The 16,569-nt window shown below is 60.6% G+C and carries 16 protein-coding genes; 6 read left to right on the top strand and 10 right to left on the bottom strand.

Annotation, left to right across the window (positions count from 1 at the left end):
* Nucleotides 1–93: 93 nt before the first annotated feature.
* The gene (locus NSND_RS17225; protein ID WP_235000289.1) at nucleotides 94–1,530 is read right to left on the bottom strand and encodes an OmpP1/FadL family transporter; all 1,437 of its coding nucleotides are present in this window, start codon (nucleotides 1,528–1,530) and stop codon (nucleotides 94–96) included.
* Nucleotides 1,531–1,856: 326 nt separating this feature from the next.
* Here NSND_RS17225 and NSND_RS17230 point away from each other — a divergent pair, with 326 nt between their 5' ends.
* From NSND_RS17230 to NSND_RS17240, 3 genes are all read left to right on the top strand, one after another.
* The gene (locus NSND_RS17230) at nucleotides 1,857–4,160 is read left to right on the top strand and encodes a PBP1A family penicillin-binding protein (protein ID WP_080880166.1); all 2,304 of its coding nucleotides are present in this window, start codon (nucleotides 1,857–1,859) and stop codon (nucleotides 4,158–4,160) included.
* 92 nt (nucleotides 4,161–4,252) lie between these two features.
* The gene (locus NSND_RS17235) at nucleotides 4,253–4,693 is read left to right on the top strand and encodes a bactofilin family protein (protein WP_159450853.1); all 441 of its coding nucleotides are present in this window, start codon (nucleotides 4,253–4,255) and stop codon (nucleotides 4,691–4,693) included.
* A gap of 172 nt (nucleotides 4,694–4,865) precedes the next feature.
* Nucleotides 4,866–5,948 carry an AI-2E family transporter gene (locus NSND_RS17240; protein ID WP_080880168.1) on the top strand — a complete coding sequence of 361 codons (1,083 nt, stop codon included), beginning with the start codon at nucleotides 4,866–4,868 and terminating at the stop codon, nucleotides 5,946–5,948.
* A gap of 23 nt (nucleotides 5,949–5,971) precedes the next feature.
* Here the strand turns inward: NSND_RS17240 and NSND_RS17245 are convergent, their stop codons facing one another.
* From NSND_RS17245 to NSND_RS17265, 5 genes are all read right to left on the bottom strand, one after another.
* Nucleotides 5,972–6,565 carry a Tll0287-like domain-containing protein gene (locus tag NSND_RS17245; protein WP_080880169.1) on the bottom strand — a complete coding sequence of 198 codons (594 nt, stop codon included), beginning with the start codon at nucleotides 6,563–6,565 and terminating at the stop codon, nucleotides 5,972–5,974.
* Nucleotides 6,550–9,030 carry a PAS domain-containing sensor histidine kinase gene (locus NSND_RS17250; RefSeq protein ID WP_159450854.1) on the bottom strand — a complete coding sequence of 827 codons (2,481 nt, stop codon included), beginning with the start codon at nucleotides 9,028–9,030 and terminating at the stop codon, nucleotides 6,550–6,552. Before NSND_RS17250 ends, NSND_RS17245 begins: the two co-directional genes overlap by 16 nt.
* Nucleotides 9,027–10,076, bottom strand: a complete 1,050-nt coding sequence (locus NSND_RS17255) for an ATP-binding protein (RefSeq protein ID WP_080880171.1) — start codon at nucleotides 10,074–10,076, stop codon at nucleotides 9,027–9,029. Before NSND_RS17255 ends, NSND_RS17250 begins: the two co-directional genes overlap by 4 nt.
* Nucleotides 10,077–10,207: 131 nt before the next feature.
* Nucleotides 10,208–10,642: a response regulator gene (locus NSND_RS17260; RefSeq protein ID WP_013250088.1), complete on the bottom strand. Its 435-nt coding sequence runs from the start codon at nucleotides 10,640–10,642 to the stop codon at nucleotides 10,208–10,210.
* Between the two features lie 276 nt (nucleotides 10,643–10,918).
* A complete protein-coding gene (locus NSND_RS17265) occupies nucleotides 10,919–11,281 on the bottom strand; it encodes a hypothetical protein (protein WP_080880172.1) in 363 nt (120 codons plus the stop codon).
* Nucleotides 11,282–11,413: 132 nt separating this feature from the next.
* Here NSND_RS17265 and NSND_RS17270 point away from each other — a divergent pair, with 132 nt between their 5' ends.
* From NSND_RS17270 to NSND_RS17280, 3 genes are all read left to right on the top strand, one after another.
* Complete coding sequence (locus NSND_RS17270) at nucleotides 11,414–11,707, top strand: BolA/IbaG family iron-sulfur metabolism protein (protein ID WP_235000290.1); 294 nt, start codon at nucleotides 11,414–11,416, stop codon at nucleotides 11,705–11,707.
* Between the two features lie 20 nt (nucleotides 11,708–11,727).
* On the top strand, nucleotides 11,728–12,054 hold the full coding sequence (locus NSND_RS17275; RefSeq protein WP_080880174.1) for a glutaredoxin family protein: 327 nt from the start codon (nucleotides 11,728–11,730) through the stop codon (nucleotides 12,052–12,054).
* Between the two features lie 160 nt (nucleotides 12,055–12,214).
* Nucleotides 12,215–13,651 carry a UbiA family prenyltransferase gene (locus tag NSND_RS17280; protein ID WP_235000291.1) on the top strand — a complete coding sequence of 479 codons (1,437 nt, stop codon included), beginning with the start codon at nucleotides 12,215–12,217 and terminating at the stop codon, nucleotides 13,649–13,651.
* A gap of 9 nt (nucleotides 13,652–13,660) precedes the next feature.
* Here NSND_RS17280 and NSND_RS17285 read toward each other — a convergent pair whose 3' ends face one another.
* From NSND_RS17285 to NSND_RS17300, 4 genes are all read right to left on the bottom strand, one after another.
* Nucleotides 13,661–14,395: an SDR family NAD(P)-dependent oxidoreductase gene (locus tag NSND_RS17285; protein WP_080880176.1), complete on the bottom strand. Its 735-nt coding sequence runs from the start codon at nucleotides 14,393–14,395 to the stop codon at nucleotides 13,661–13,663.
* 215 nt (nucleotides 14,396–14,610) lie between these two features.
* Nucleotides 14,611–15,363 (bottom strand): TIGR04282 family arsenosugar biosynthesis glycosyltransferase, encoded by a 753-nt coding sequence (locus tag NSND_RS17290; protein WP_080880177.1) that lies wholly within the window; start codon nucleotides 15,361–15,363, stop codon nucleotides 14,611–14,613.
* A gap of 4 nt (nucleotides 15,364–15,367) precedes the next feature.
* On the bottom strand, nucleotides 15,368–16,096 hold the full coding sequence (locus NSND_RS17295; RefSeq protein ID WP_080880178.1) for a TIGR04283 family arsenosugar biosynthesis glycosyltransferase: 729 nt from the start codon (nucleotides 16,094–16,096) through the stop codon (nucleotides 15,368–15,370).
* Nucleotides 16,097–16,160: 64 nt separating this feature from the next.
* A complete protein-coding gene (locus NSND_RS17300) occupies nucleotides 16,161–16,568 on the bottom strand; it encodes a hypothetical protein (RefSeq protein WP_143833606.1) in 408 nt (135 codons plus the stop codon).
* Nucleotide 16,569: the final 1 nt, after the last annotated feature.

The raw sequence follows: 16,569 nt of genomic DNA on the forward strand, positions 1-16,569 counted from the left end.
GTTCACCGCGCACAGAGCACCGATGGCAGCATCACGATGTGCGCGTGTCTCGTAAGTAAGCCTACTCTACCATGATCGTTGGAAGGCCGGGCATCAAAAATTCACACGGAGATTGATGGAGCCCACATGCAAGGTCGTGCGATACGTTCCGTTGACGGTGGGATTCACGTTCCCGGCGACGGTTCTGCCTTCGTACAGAATGGCCTGGTAGGCCAGATCGATTCCGAGGCCTTTGGGGCTGAGGGCTTTGTCGGATCCTCCGCAGGGGATGACCCCGAGAAACTTGCCGTGTTCCCGGCACATGAACCCGAAGCCGGTGGAGACGGCATGGTTGTCGCCGTCGGGAATGGCAGGGTTGAAGGTCTGATCGGGAATCGCCTTCTGGGAATGCCAGTAGCCGGCGCGTAGGGCGACGTCCCAATCGGGCAGCGGTGCGGGGTTGAGCCACTTGTATTCGGTGCCGACCATGACGGTGTAGCCGCTGGTCCAGTTGGTGGGGGTGGCGATGGTGAGACCGTTCGACAGGGTCGTATCCAGATTGCGGACTGATTTCCAGCCGGTGTAATCCACGTCCAATTCCAGCTTCCATTCCCGCTCGTTATCCCGGACGGGCCAGAGCGCGATGCCGCCGGTGAGAACCTGCGGAACCACAAAGGTCGTGCGGGCGTCTGCCACACGCGTGCCGCCGGCGAGCAATTGCCCGTCGAGATGCAGCGTCGCCTGACTGCGGTAGATGAGGCCGATGTTGACGAGCGGACGCCCGTCCCCATTACGCAGCGGCGTGTAGAGCAGGCTGGCATTGAAGCCCGCGGCTGTGTCGCGCCCATTTAATTCCATGCCGGTGCCGGCCGGGATGCCGAGCCCGCCGGGCCAGCGAAATTGTCGCTCAACCTGCCCTTCTCCGAAGGCTCCGGAAAAGGTGTAGATATCCGCTCCCAACCCGATTGCCAGATCCGGCAGCGGCCGGAAGGCGATGGAGGGGCGAATGTCGATCAATTCGAACGCGGCTTTCGTGGTCGCCGTGGAAAAGGGACTGTTGTCCGGCCAGCGCGTCAAGGTGCCGAACGGGCTGAAGACGGCCAAGCCGATAGTGGTGCTGTCGGAGGAGCCGATGCCGAGGTCCTTGAGATTGGCCGTCATGTAGACGTTCGACGGAGGCGGAACCGCCACACTCCCGCGAAGATCGCCGTTGGCCTGGGTGCCCGCGCCATTCTGAAACGAGAAGCCGCCGGCGATAAGAGTGGTGCCGGCTGAGAACTGAACCCCGCGGAGTTGTGTCATGCCGGCCGGATTATAGTACCCGGCGGAAGCATCGTCGGCTTGCGCCGTGAATGCCGACGCCTGGCCGGTTGCCGAGGCACTGTGATCGTAGATGCGAAAACTTCCCGCCCGGGCTGCCGGTGGGAGGAACGCGGTCATGGCAATCAGCGCGCAACAGGCGATGAGCAGCCGGGGGAAGGCGTCATCGTGTCGCTTCCACCGGCGCTGCCGTCGGGTTCTCTCGTGGTGCGACGGCCGTGTCGCGGGCACGCAGGGTTCCTGTGAATCACCGGCATCAAGAAAGCGTAGAGTACTCACGGTCATATTCCTCGTGTGGATGAGTCTGTCAGTAACGCAATCAGCCTGTCCGGGCGCGTGGCGTTTGCGAGTAACGTTGTACGGGTGTGACGCGCAGAGCCGACGCGTATTTCGGACGTCCCGATGGGTGCAAGGGCGTAGAAATTCGGCAATGTGGCGCTCATCTAAGAGAAGGCACGGTGCTTTGTCAAGCTTGGGTGCCCCGGAGGATCTTCCTAAAGCGGTGTGCACGCATGTGATTTCGTTCGCTGGATCGCGTATGCTCGGCAGATGGGGACGTGGTGGTGATATTCGTCAGACGCTGGATCGTGCGGGGGCTTCTGGTATTGGCCGGCGTCGCGGTCCTTGCCGCAGGAAGTGCGGTGGCCTACGGGCTCTACCTCTCGGCCAGTCTGGCGTTGCCGGCCGGCGACGAGCATCCCCCCCGCCTGATCTACGGCGCCCCGTTTCTGTTGAAGCCCGATCTGGATATTGCCTCCGCTCATCTGATCGAGCGCCTCAACCGGCTCGGTTATCGCTCGGTCGAGACGGCCGTGCGCACCCCCGGCGAGTATCGTGTCACTCCTGCAGAGATCGATATTTACTTGCACGAGTTTGCCGATTTTCACCTGCGACCGGTTCCGGCCCGTTTGGCGCTCGACCAGGGGCGAGTGACGAAGGTCCTGTCGATTCCGGGGGGCGACGAATTATTCCCCGCCTATCTGGAACCACAATTGATCAGCGGGTTGCGCGGCGCCTCGCGGCAGGTGCGGGAATGGGTGTCGTACGACGATCTGCCGGCGCGGTTTCTCGATGTGTTGCTGGCGATCGAAGACCGGCGATTCTTCAGCCATCCCGGCATCGATCCCATTGCCGTGGGCCGCGCGGTCTGGACGAATGTGACCCGGGGCACGGTCATCCAGGGCGGCAGTACGATCACGCAGCAGTTGGCGAAGAACCTGTTTTATTCTCCGCAACGCACGTTCGGGCGGAAGCTCAAGGAGTCGATTGCCGCGTTGGTCCTGGAGGCGAAATACCGCAAACAGGCGATCCTCGAAAGTTATGCGAACGAGATTTATCTCGGGCAGGTCGGGTCTGTGTCGATTTATGGAGTCGGGGAGGCCGCGCACCGGTATTTCGGCAAACGCGTGGATGCATTGAGCTTGGAGGAGACCGCGCTGCTGGTCGGGATGATCAAGGGGCCGAATACCTATTCACCCCTGAGGAATCCGGCGCTGGCCAAGCAGCGTCGCGATGTGGTACTGGGCCGGTTGCACGAACAGGGGCTCGTGAGCGACGACGCGTGGAAGCAGGCGGTGATGACGCCCGTCCGGGTCATGCCGCCGCAGGACACCTTGGCCGATGCGCCGTTTTTTGTCGACCATCTGTTGAGACAGGTGGAAGAGACGACCGGGGCGCCCTTGCCGGACGGTGTCAGGGCCTACACGACGCTCGACCCTGTGTTGCAACGGCTGGCCACTCAGACGCTGGAGAGTGAACTGGGTAAACTGGAAGCGGCCTATCCGGCGCTGACCGGCCACAGCAGTCCGGTGCAAGCCGCGCTGGTGGCGCTCGATCCCGCAACGGGCGGCATTCTTGCGATGGTGGGCAGTCGTGATTATCGCACCAGTCAGTTCAACCGGGCCGTGCAGTCGAAACGCCAGCCCGGCTCGTTGTTTAAGCCGTTGGTGTATCTCGCGGCATTGGAAGCCCGCCGTGAATTGACTGGTGGGCAACCGATTACTGCAGCCACCTCGATCGTCGATGAACCGGTGACGTTTGAGTCGGCAGCCGGGGTGTGGGCACCGCAGAATTACGACCATCGGTTCCACGGCACGGTGTCCGTGCGGACGGCGATCGAACAATCGCTGAATATTCCCGCCGTGAAGATCGCACAGGCCGTGGGGACGAAGCGAATTCTCCAGATGGCAGAGAAGCTGGGGATTCGCAGCCCGCTGGCCGATAATCTGTCCATTGCCTTGGGGACTTCCGGCGTCTCGCTGTTGGAGATCACCTCGGCCTACGGAGCCCTGGCACAAGGGGGGCTCTATGTGGCTCCCTCGGCGTTGCAGGCCGTGATGACTCCGGAAGGGGATCCCGCCTGGCATCGTACGCCAGTGCGGCATCAAGCGGTGTCCCCGCAAGCGGCCTATGTCATGACCTCGTTGCTCAGGGGTGTCGTCGAGCGCGGCACGGCGGCCAAGGCGAAGGCGATGGGCCTGCGCGGGACTGTGGCGGGAAAAACCGGGACGACGGATGGGTATCGCGACGCCTGGTTCGTCGGGTACACGCCGGATGTGGTGGTCGGTGTGTGGGTGGGATTCGACGACGAGGAGGCGCTGCATCTGACCGGAGCACAGGCGGCGCTACCGATGTGGGTGGAGTTCGTGCGCCGGATCTCGCCGGCTGCGACGCGCGAGTTTGCGTTGCCGCCTGCCGTGGTCACGCGCGACATCGATCCCCAGTCGGCTCAGTTGGCGACTTCGAAGTGTCCGCAGCGGTCGGCGGAGTTGTTTATCGAAGGTACGGAGCCTTCGATCTACTGCGAAGTACACGGCAGCGGCTTCTGGGAACGGGTCAAGCGCAGTTTTGGTTTTTCCTAGGTACGATGCACAAGCTGGTGTAGGCTCGGCTCATGTTGGGATGGTCCTCCAGTTCAAGTTCATCGGACATTGCCTGGGAGAAGGAGCGCGTGATGATGAAGAAGTCCGGCTTTGTGGAAAACGACAATATCACCCTGTTGGCCAAAGGTGTCTTGCTCAGAGGCGAGATTCGCGTTGAAGGCACAGTCCGCATCGACGGGCGGTTGGAAGGCGATCTTCACACCACGGGGACCGTCGTGATCGGCGAAGACGGCATCGTGCAGGGAACCATCACAGCCGGGATCATCATCAGCAGTGGAAAGATCAAGGCGACGGTGCGGGCGACGGAACGGCTCCAATTACTCAAGACCGGTCTGCTCGTCGGCGAAGTCCACGCGCCCGCCTTCTCCATGGAAGACGGGGCGAAGTTTCAAGGGATGTCGGATATGGGCGTTGCCTCCTGGGGTGACGAAGCCCAGAAACTCCCCGGCAATGTTCGGGATATTTCCTCGCAGCGTCCCAAGGCCGTCGCCATGCTCGGTGAAAACGCCTGACGGCTCGCGTTCCCGCCCTCACGCTGCGCACCCCGTGCGCCCTATGGCATCGTAGGGTCTCCTCTCAGCCTGGCGGCAGTCCTCTGTTCAGGCACAGCGCGTCAGACCGACGCGTGACATCCTGGACAGGTTCTGCTATCAACGGCTGCAATCGCAGGTACTCTTCACGACTATGAATCGACAACAGATTTTTGCGCTCTGCTTTTTCGGCGTGCTGCTGGCGCTGCTGTATCAGATGGGGCTGATGTTTCGCCCCTTCGTGTTTCCGGTCCTCTGGGCGGTGATTCTTGCGCATCTGTGTTTCCCCCTGCACATCCGGCTCACCGCCTGGTTGGGAGGACGGGAGTTGCATTCGGCTGTGCTCCTGACATTGGCTGCGCTGGCCCTGGTCGTGGTGCCGCTGGTGGTGCTGAGTGTAATGCTGGTGAAGGAGGCCGGATCCGCTGACCGCGCGGTGCGGGAATGGATTGCCTCAGGAGGCGTTCAGCAGTTGCCCGATCGGTTGTCCGGGCTACCGGGAGGCCCTGTGGTGAGGGAGTGGCTGGAGCGGTTCACCGGCAGGGAAAGTGATCTCGAACAATTCGTGCTCTCAAGCGCGAAGACCTTCAGTAGATTCATCGTGGGCGAGTTGAGCGACCTTGTGCGGGACGTCTTTATGTTGGTCGCCGACTTTCTCGTCATGATGTTTACGCTGTTTTTCTTCTTCAAAGATGGCCGCCACTGGCTGGCGTCGCTGTATGCGTTGATCCCCCTGGAAGCCTCGCACAAGGACAAGATCCTGGCTCGCCTGGATCAGACCATTCGCGCCGTGGTGAAAGGGATTGTGCTGACGGCCATTGCGCAGGGGCTACTCGCCGGAGCGGCCTATGCGGTACTGGGCGTGCCGTTTCCCATGGTGTTGATGGCCCTGACGATTCTCCTGGCTCCGCTCCCGTTCGGCGGAACGGCGCTCATCTGGGGGCCTGTGGCCTTGTATCTCCTCTGGGCCGGTACGGTGGGGAAGGGACTGGTCATGCTGGCCTGGGGAATCGGGGTCGTGTCTACGATCGATCAGATCCTCAAGCCGCTGTTCATCGGGCAGGGCGCGGAGATTCCCGTGTTGCTCCTGACCTTCAGTGTGCTCGGAGGTCTGGCGGTCTACGGGATCCTCGGATTGTTCCTGGGACCGATTCTCGTCGGACTGTTCTTGACCGCCCTGCAGATCTACCGGGACGACTACCAGCAGCACCTTCCGGCCCCGCCGGCCGCATCGTAATCAGCCGCTCAACCGCCGGTCTGTCAGTCGAGGGGAATGGTAATCGTCATGCCCCCCATCACGTCATTCAACGCAAAGTCACGTTTGGGGCTCAGCGGGTGGCTGTTGTGACACTTCACGCAGGCGGCTGAGATGGCCCGATCGGAATAGATGGCCTGAAAGTATTGTTTGCGGCCGCTGGTCACGATGCCCGTAAAGGGCCGGTCGGGGGTCTGCGAAAAACTCTCCAGCGCCCGGCGTTCCAAGTCGGTGGCGGGGGCATTCCGCTGGTAGATGGGCCAGAGGCTGATGAGACGATAGCGAATGCCTCGTCCGGACTCGGCCACGAGTTTGCCCGAATGTTGAAGGAACTGGGCAGGCAGCGGCAGGGCATTTTCGTGTTCCCAATGTTCCGCGGCAGACACGATGCCTTTGGCCTGCATCCGGTTGACGACCTGGTTCGTGTAGATGGTTCGATCGGCATCCAGAACCGCGTGCACGAAGTCCGCGACCTTTTCCGGATGAATGCCAGGCGGCGGCGCGACATCTTTGGCCTGCAACGAATAGCTCGAGACGCAGGCCAGCGCCAGTGCGAGCCACAGCGGCCGTGCCCGAATGACTGTCAGGGTGAGACGCATGGCTCCTCCTTTCGAACCCCGGCCTTGTCCGCCGGCAGGGTGATGACGCAGGTCGTGCCCTGGCCTTCCGGACTCTCCAGCCGAATCTCGCCGCCGAATTTCTTGATCAGCCGTTGCGCGACGGTGAGGCCGAGTCCCGATCCTTCTCCCTGTCCCTTGGTGGTGTAGAACGGGTCGAAGACTTTGCCGAGATGGTGTTTGGAAATGCCGGGACCGTTGTCCCGTATCGTGATCGTAATCAGGTCGTCCTGTTCTTCGGTGGTCAGCCACAGGTCGCCCCGCCCGCTCATGGCCTGAATGGCATTGGTGAGGACGTTGATAAATGCCAGGCGAAGCTGGTCGGGCAGCGCCGTCACCGGCGACACCGCCACATAGTGTTTCTGGACGTTCAGGCCGAGGCAGTCGTGCGAGGTCTGTACAATGGCCAGGGCCTGTTCCAACTGGGCGGTCACATCCACCGGCACACGTTGGCTTTTCGATTCACGGGCGGCCACTCCGGTGAAGTCCCGAATGATGGCCGCCATCTTTCGGCCGTGCCCGACGATGTCTTGCGCATAACCCTTGGCGCGAGCCAGGTCCGCTTCCTCCTGGATCGCCTCCCCGAGGCCCAGAATTCCAAACAGCGGGTTGTTGAGTTCGTGGCCGATGCCGGCGGTCAGCACATCGAGGCTGCCTGATTTTTCAGCTTGGATCAGCTGGTCCTGCAGCCGGCTTTCGTCGGTGGTATCGCGCAGCACGAGGCCGAAGCGCTTGCCTGCCCCGCTGCGACTTTCCAGCGGAAACCATTCATAGTGGTACAGGTGCGCGTCGATCCGTAATTCCCGTCTGGCTGAGGGGGACGCCTGGCTGAGGGTTTGATTGAGCGGGTCGCGCGCCTCTTTCAGGACGGGCTCCTGGTCCTGGCGGAAGGGCGCGGTCGACTTATTCTCTTCAACGAGTCGTAGGTCTCGCCGCAAGGCCTGAAGGTGATCGTCGTCCAGAGGGAGAAGATCAAAGAGCAGACGGCCCGACCAGCTTTGTTCCTGTGGCTGAATGGCATCCCGGGACGCGCGGTTCATGTATTGGACGAAGCCTTGCTGGTCGATCATGATGATCGGGGTCGGGACGGCGTCGAGCACCTGATCCGTCGATTTTTGGAGGTACTGCACCTCCTGTGTTTTTTCTTCCACCTGGGTGCTCAATCCGGCAAAGGCGGCTTCGAGTTGCGTGTTCATGCGGTTGAATTCGACCGCCAGCTCTTCCAGTTCATCTCCCGTGTGAATCTGGATCGGCTCCTGCAATTCTCCTCGCCCGATGAGGCGCGCGGCCTCCTGCAGTCGTCTGACGGGCGTCACAATCCGGCTGGCCGCGAAATACCCTAATGTGGCGAGCAAGCCGAGCGCGATCCCGGCGAGAATCATCATCCACATCATGAGGTGCCGGATCGGGGCGAACAGCTCATCGGAGGATTGCCAGACAAAGGTATGCCAGGCGCCGTTTTCCAGTGCCCCGTTTGTGGCCCGACTGGTTTCGGGGAGGGGAGCGAATCCGATGATGGCGGTGCCCTGGCCGCCGTGCCCGTCACTGTCGGCCGTGACCCAGCCCGGTTGACGGACCGTCACCTGGGGAATCAGCGATGCGCCTGAGAGCTGAACGCCGGTCGGCAGGATCGGGCAGCTGAGGACCATGCCTCGGCTATCGATGAGCATCACATGGCCGGTCTTGCCGAACCGGATGGGGTGGGTCGAGGGAGAGAAGAACTCCTTGGCATCGATGACCCGGTGGAGCACGCCCACCACTTCATACCGAAGGCTGTCCATGACCGGCAGGGAAATGCTGAAGACATAGGCATTGGCCTGTTCGTCGAAGTGAAGATCTTCGATGTAGAGCTGGCCGACTCCTCTGTTGAACGAGCCTTTCCACCAGGGACTGTCGGCATGGGAGAAGCCGGGTTTGGTCGTCAGGGCGGCAAAGAGGTTTCCCTGCACATCCGTGATGAACAGCTTCTTGGTGGCGGCGCGCACGACCTGCGGCAGGAGTTGGTCCGGTTCGCTCTGCGAGCCGGCGTAAAAACCTTGCAAGAGAAGGGCGGTGGAATTTCCCGTGATCGCTTTGATCGCAGCCGGGTCTCTTGCCGCCCAGCGGGCCCGTTGTTGCACGAGAGTCGGCAACGTAGCGTTCTGATCGGAGGCGTGGAGCGCGTCGCGACGGTGTTCCAGCGCACGCACGATATCCGGGTGGACCGCGATGCGGGAGGTCCTGGCCACCTCCTCCGCCACGAGGAGGTCTAATTTGCGGGCCGCCTCCGTGGCCAGCGCCTGAAAGCTTTCCCCGCTGACGACCTGGATTTCTTTCGATCCTTGGAGGAAGGCCAGGCTGAGGCCGAGCAGGAGGGGAACCACGCCGACCATCAGCATGGAGACGATGAGCTTACGTTTCAGGCCCCACCCGAGGGCCTTCGAGAAGGAGCGCGATGTACTTGTCATAGAGGCGCGCATGATATGGTCGGCTGCACCTGTGGAAATTCGATGCGGAAGGTCGTGCCCACGCCCACGTCGCTTTCGACGCAAATGTGACCGTCCATTTTCGAGATCACCGACATCACATTGTACAACCCCAACCCCGTGCCTTTCCCGGGAGGTTTGGTGGTGTAGAGTGGTTCAAAGATTTTCGAGAAGGCTTCCTTGGGGATGCCGCACCCCGTATCGCTGACCGAAGCGCTGACCAGTCCGTCCGGCCCGACAGCGGTTTGGAGCGTCAATGTGCCGTGATCCTTGATGGCTTGGACCGCGTTCGTGATCAAATTGACGAAGACATGAAGGAGTTCGTCGGGATTGCCCATCACGCTCGCTTCTTCCGCATACCGTTTGACGACGGTCACGTCCTGGAGCGTCACCGCATAACGGGCGATTCTCAGCGCTTCGTCCAGCTTGGTGTTGAGGTTGACCATGACCTCTTCCCTGGAGCCGTTGCGTCTTGCGTATCGGGTCAGGTCGCGACAGATGGCGCTGGTGCGTTTGACGGCCTCGGTGATGTCGCGGGCCTGTTCATGGACGACCGCGAGGTCCTGCTCCTCTTCCAGATTTTCGGCCAGTCCGAGAATCAACTGCAGCGGATTGTTGATGTCGTGCGCGATACCGGCCGCAAAAGAGCCCAGTCCGGCCAGTTTGTCGGCCTGGAACAATTCAGCTTCCAATTTCGACTGGTGTTGAACGAGTTTCCAGAGCAGTCTGGTGGCGGCTCCGCCGAGGACCTCGGAGCCGGGACGCTTCATGGTGTGGATGAGCGGTTCCATGGATGGGTCGCCGGTCACATCCATGATCAGATTGACGCCATGATTCTGGATGAGATCCTGCACCCGTTCCGCGACCAGCACATTCAGATCTCGCGCCCGCTTGAGTCCGGGAGCCGTCGGATCCTTGTCCGCAATGCCGATGATCTCCACGTCCGGGATTTGATGAAGGAGATCCAGGATCGCGGTTCCGCCTTTTCCGGCGCCGATGATGGCAATTCTCGTCGCACAAAGTTTCATAGTCGCTTCCCGTGATGTGTCAAGAGGTCCGGTCCGAGGCGAGCCTCACCCACTCGCACCTTGCCGTCGGGGAGGCCTGATATGCCTCCCCGACGTGGAGGGTGTGCCGCCGTCTGTCGGCATGGGCGTCACTAGAGCTGGGCAAGCTCCCGCTGTTCCATGGCTCTGGCCACGGCCGTGCGTAGCTTTTCTCCTTCGACCGGTTTCACGAGGTAGTCGACGACGCCGCTTCGTAAGAACGAGGTTGCCATATCGGTGTCGGGGAAGCCGGTCAGGACAATGATCGGCACACGCGGCCATTCCTGCTGGAAGTAGGCAATGGCCTCAACCCCGTTGATCTTCGGCATGCGGATGTCGCAGATGAGGACGTCCAGCAGCAGCCGGTTTTCTCCGGTGTTGATGGCCTCGATGGCTTTTTCCCCGTTCTCCGCCTCGATGACCTCATACCCGGCCTTCTGCAAGGTCATTCGGACGACTTTGCGAATGTCCGGTTCATCATCGACGACGAGCACTCGACCGTTGCAGGCGGACTCACTCATGAAGAAACCCGATTTAAATTCTCCCATGATCCCCTCCTTGATGGTTGTGTCGTTTGTTGTTTGCATCTGCCGTACTTGCTGCTGAGTAACAGCAACACACATGCCAATGAAGGAAGCCTGAAGAAGATCGTGATTTCAGTATGTTAGGAAAAGTAAGTGAGGAGGGGTTCCGGCCTGGTGGTTGAGAACCACCAGGCCGGGTGAAATGCACCACCGGCTTGTCGATCAGATTTGGAACTGGAACGATTCAGCAGGCCGTGGCTGTGGAGCGGACCGGTCGAGACCGGTTCCGATAAAGAGGCGCTATTTAGCCGGGGTGTTGCCGAAGAAATGTAAGTCTTTCTCGCCCCGGAGATGTGCAGGGGTGACGACATATTCTCCGCCCAGGGCCGGGCTCCAGATTTTTTCAGCCGTCACTTTGTCCCCGCCGGTGAAGATAAACCCCATTCCTCCGGCGACCGCGCCGAGCACGGCGACGGCCATTTTGATGCCGCCATAGGGCAGTGTCAGGAAGTAACTTCCCAATCCTTGAATGGCTTCCGACCCGGAACCTGCGGCTGCGGCTGTTCGCACGGACAGGGTCGACTGGCATCCGAGGACAAGCAGTACGGCGCACAGAGTGATCCGTGTCAGGCGGCGGGGGCGACGTGAATGTGGCTGGGCCATGAGTCTTCTCCTTTCATCCTGGATGAGTGCGAGGTCCGGATATGTTTGCGCAATAGCGCAGTGTAGCGGGCTGTCCATCAAATATCCATGCGTTCGACACCCAGGTTGTCCTGCTCAGCAATGAAATCGTCGGTGGTTCAGATTGCCTTCGGCTTCCCGTATGCGTTATTCTCCAGAAAGATGATTACCGCAGAGGCTGTGACCGCATTCATTCGTCAGGTGTTTCCTGATGCTGCCGTGACCGTGATCGACAAGACCGGCACGCAGGACCATTTGATTGTACGGGTGACTTCAGGCGGGTTTCTCGGCAAGAATCTTCTGGACCGACATCGGATGGTATACCAGGCCTTGGCCGCTCCGATGAAAGACGGACGTATCCATGCCTTGGAGATTACCGCCAAGACACCGGAAGAAGTGAACACATAGTAATAGTAGAGGAGGGACAGATGGCTGACCCGATCGAAGAAGAGATTCAGCAAGAAATCAAGGCGAACAAGATTTTGATTTACGGCAAGGGCACCAAAGCCATGCCGATGTGCGGGTTTACGAGGGAGACCATGCACTTTTTCGAAAAATACGGGTATCCCTACGAGCTTATCGACGTGTTGTCCCAGCCCGCCAAACGCGAGGCGTTGACGAAGCTGACGAACTGGCCGACTTTGCCGAAGGTGTTCATCGACGGACAGTTTTACGGCGACACGGATATTCTGGACCCCATGGAAGCCAAGGGCGAAGTGGTGCCGTTGCTGAAGAAGGCGTTCGGAGCTGAATAAGCGCGCTGAGCCGTCGTCCACTCCTCTCTCCAATCCGTAGCCGGCTTTCAGGGGCAGTCGGTTCGATCCCCGTCCGGCATACCAGATCTTCACTCCCTCGAAGTTCGTCGTATGTGCTTGCCCAGATTCCCCCTTGCCGATAGAATCCCTCCTGCGTCCCATGAGTGAGGATCTCCACCCCAAAAGTCCCTTGTGTGTCGATCTTGATGGCACGCTCATCAGGACCGATCTGCTGTGGGAATCGCTGCTGGCGCTGCTGAAGCAGAGTCCGCTCTCGGTCTTTCAGCTTCCCTTCTGGTTGCTGAAAGGCAAAGCCTCTTTCAAGCATGAAATTGCCCGCCGTGTGACGCTCGATGCCAGCGCGCTCCCCTACGACCAGGCTCTGGTCGAGTTTCTCTCCAACGAACGCCGGGCTGGGCGTGAGCTGGTGCTGGCCACAGCCAGTCATGAGAGTTTTGCCCGTGCCGTAGCGGCTCATCTCGGGTTGTTCGATGAGCGGGTGTTCGGGAGCGATGCTTCGACCAATCTCAAAGGCGCACGCAAGGTTGCCCTCCTGGTTGAGCGATACGGGGCTCGCCGCTTTGCCTATGCGGGAAATTCGACCGCCGATTTGCCCGTGTGGGCCGAGGCTAACGAAGCGATCATCGTGAATGCCTCTGCCGGATTGGTGAGCCGCGCGCAAACGCTGACCCCGGTGAGTCGTGTGTTCAGCGAGCCGGTGAAATGGCTGAAGCAGGTGGCCAAGGCCTTGCGCGTACATCAGTGGGCGAAGAATGTGCTGGTGTTTATCCCGGTGGTCGCCTCGCATCAAATCACCAACCGAGCCCTGATGCTGCAGGCCACCCTGGCATTCCTGTCATTCAGTTTCTCAGCGTCTGCCGTCTATATCGTCAATGACTGTCTCGACCTCGCGTCCGACCGCCGGCATCCCCGGAAAAAATACCGTCCCTTTGCTTCCGGCAGCCTCTCGATTCCGTTCGGGCTCCTCTTGGCTGCCGGGTGTCTTGTGGGGGGTATTTTGCTGGCGCTGGCACTGCCCTCGCCATTTCTGCTCGTGCTGGCCGGCTACCTGGTTCTGACGACGGGGTATTCGTTCTATCTGAAACAGTTCGTGCTGCTGGATGTGATTGTGTTGGCCCAACTCTACACCGTGCGGGTATACGGAGGCGGGGCTGCGACGGGGGTGGCTCCCTCCCATTGGCTGCTGACGTTCTCGTTGTTTCTCTTCCTGAGCCTTGCTTTGGTGAAGCGGTTTACCGAACTGCGGCTCACCGGTGAGGCCGAAGGCAAGGAACTGCACGGGCGAGGGTATTGGGTGACGGATCTGGAACATGTGTCGAGTATCGGCACGGCGAGCGGATTGCTGGCGGTGTTGGTGTTGGCACTCTACATCAGTAGTAAAGAAGTGCTGCTGCTGTACACGCATGCGGACGTATTATGGCTGGTCTGTCCGGTGATGCTCTACTGGATCAGTCGGGTCTGGATGCTGGCCTACCGGAATCGAATGGACGACGATCCGGTGGTGTTCGCGGTCAAGGATTCAAAAAGTTATCTCATGGCGGCGATCATCGGAGCCATTCTCTTCTTTGCCAGGTAAACCGTCGAGTCAGATGCCCCATCCGCCGCTGAGGTGCAGGTTGGCGCCGTTAACGTAGCGCGCCTCCTCGCTGAGCAGGTATCGCACGGCCGCGACTGTATCCCCCACGCTCCCGATGTATCCGGCGGGAATTCGTTTGACCACACCGGCCAGTTCATCGGGCGGCGCGCTGCCCGAATCGATGAATCCGGGGGAGATGGCGTTGACGGTAATGCCGTAGGGGGCGAGCAGTTTTGCCAGTGTCCTGGTGAGAATTAACACGCCGGCTTTGGCGATATAGTGCCCCGTCACCTCCGGCTGGGCTACCATCTGGTCCGCGTTGGCCATGCTGAAGTTGATGATGCGTCCCTGCTTCCGTGCCTTCATCCCGGGTGCGACCGCCTGCCCAAGATAAAAAATCGGGTGTAAGTTTCCCTCGAACATTTCACGCCAGCCCGCCGGCGTCTCGTCGAAGAGATTGACGCGGTGATAGGGGCCGGCGCCGTTGATCAGTGCGTCGATTCTTCCCCACCGGCTTTCGACCTGTGAGACCACGTCGCCGGCGGCCTTCGGGTCTGAGACGTCGCACTGCACGGCCAGGGCTTGCCCGCCGCGTGCCCTGATGGCCGCGCTGGTTTCATCCGCGGCTGCGTTGCTGGTGCGGTAGCAGATCGCCACGGACCATTGTTGCGCGGCGAGATCGAGCGCGATGGCGCGGCCGATTCCCTTGGCGCCGCCGGTGATGAGGGCAACTTTATTCGTCATAGGGACTCCGTGAGCAGGCTGTTGAGAAAGTCCGCCAGCGGCGTTCTCGCATCGCGCCGAGGCTCACCGTACGGCACGAGTACGATTCGCCTCTTCGCTTGCTGCGGCCTTGCTGGACGGCCTTTCTGAACAGCCTGCGGGGTATTCCGGTTCTGTCTGTGCATGAGGGGCACAACTCCATTTTCGGGGTCGTTATTTAGTTTGTCGACAAACTATTAGGCCTCACGCGTGCGCAGGCGTTTCGCGAGCAACTCCAGCGTGCCGGCCGTTCGTTGCGAATACACTCGTTCCTGTTTGGGGCGTTTTTTGTCCGCTGCACAATCATCGATCAAGGCGTGAAGGTCGTCGAGGGTGTCCACGTCGCTCCAGGCCGGTAGGAGGGCGGTCTTCAATCCCGCGGCCGCAGCTTTCTGCTGCGTGAGTCCCATGACCTGGTCCGTCGACCAGGGAATATCCGAGAACAGGTCTGGGTGTGGGGCCGTCATGCCGATCAGATAGTAGCCGCCGTCTTTTGCCGGACCGAGGATCAGATCGTGCCGGGTGAGTGACTGCACGGCATCGCGATAATGTGTCAGGGGCAGAGAGGGTACGTCGGTTCCCACCAGGAAAACGTGCCGGTACCCACGGGCAAAGAGCGTGCTGAACGCCTGCGCCATCCTGTCCCCCAGGTTGTCGCCTTGTTGATCGAGGAGCGTGACGCCGTGGCGCGCTTCCATGATTCTGAAAAAGACATGGGTGCTTGAGGGCGCACAGGCCAGAAAGCGATCGACAGGAAGCTTGAACTTATGCACCGCCGCCTTGGTGCGTTCGAGGGTGTCGAGGACGAAGCTGCCGTGAAGTGTGGCGGCTTCGTCTTCGGTCAGGCCCGGGCAGAGGCGTGTTTTGACCTGTCCCGGGATCGGGGCTTTGGCGAAGATCACCAGGGCGGCCGATGCGGGCTGTTTGCGGTCCGACGGGAGAGCACTCATGGGTTTATCTCACAATGCTATAAAAATGTTGGAGTCGATAGGGGCTGACTCCGATCCAGTACAGGAAGCGGAGGGTCCACATCAACAGAATTGTTCGGACGGGGCCGTTCCGTTCCCATCGACGGAAGGCGGTGACGACCTGACTACGCAATGGAGCAAGGCGTCCTGCTCGTTTGAGGCGACGGGAGAACTCGATGTCTTCCATCAGCGGAATCTCCGCAAACCGTCCGGTCCGCTCGAAGACATCCCGTCTGACGAAGAGGGCCTGGTCGCCTGTGGCAATGCCGCTCCAGCGGGAGCGCAGATTCATCATGTGTCCGACGAGTCGGGCTATCGGACGAGGGGAGTCGAAGCGGACGTCGAAGCGTCCGCCGACGCAAGCCTCGTCGGACAGCGCGGTGGAGATGGCCTGCCGGGCGTCGGTGGGGAGGTACGTATCGGCGTGAAGGAACAGGAGCACCTCGCAGCGGCTGCCGGCTACACCGGCGTTGAGCTGGCGCGCGCGCCCCGCGGCCGCCTTCAGAAGACGGATAGTCGGCGAGGCTGGTGCGGGGCCTGAGCAAGGCCTGTTCTGAAGGCGGCCGGCACACGACTCCACAACGGCGCAGGTCTGATCCGAACTGCCGCCGTCCACGACGATGAGCTCGTCGAATCCGAGCGTGGCCGTGTGTGAGAGGGTCTGCCCGATACCGCAGGCTTCGTTGAGAACCGGGATGATGACGGCAATGGTCATCGGTGCGGGAGGAAGAGCGATGAATTCACCGGCCCGATCTCAAGATGGGCAGGGCACGGAGTCTTCAGGTTGCCTGTTTCGGCTCGTTGAACATGAAATACATGACCACGACGACGGTGGACCAGAACACCACCTGCTTATGCCAGAACAGCACTTCGCCATAGTGAAAAAATGCCAGGCTGATCAGAACCGATCCCGCCATCAAGGAGTACCGGATCGTCGGATTTTCGACCACGGCATTGGCCCAGACCGCGATGCCGCTGAAGTAGATCAGCAGGGGCACGACGTTGATCTCGAATCCACCGCTGATAGAGAGGAACACGTCCAAAAAGCCGATGAACATCAAGGCCGTGCCGACCATCATCCCGACGACATGCGTCTGGCGGTCTACATTGCTTTCGTCGTCCGGGCGGTGCAACGGGGGCCTGGACGGACGGGTCGAAGGATCTGGAAGGTCGCTGGGTGGTGCCATG

Origin of the sequence: Nitrospira sp. ND1 (genome assembly GCF_900170025.1) — a bacterium.
Lineage (GTDB): Bacteria > Nitrospirota > Nitrospiria > Nitrospirales > Nitrospiraceae > Nitrospira_A.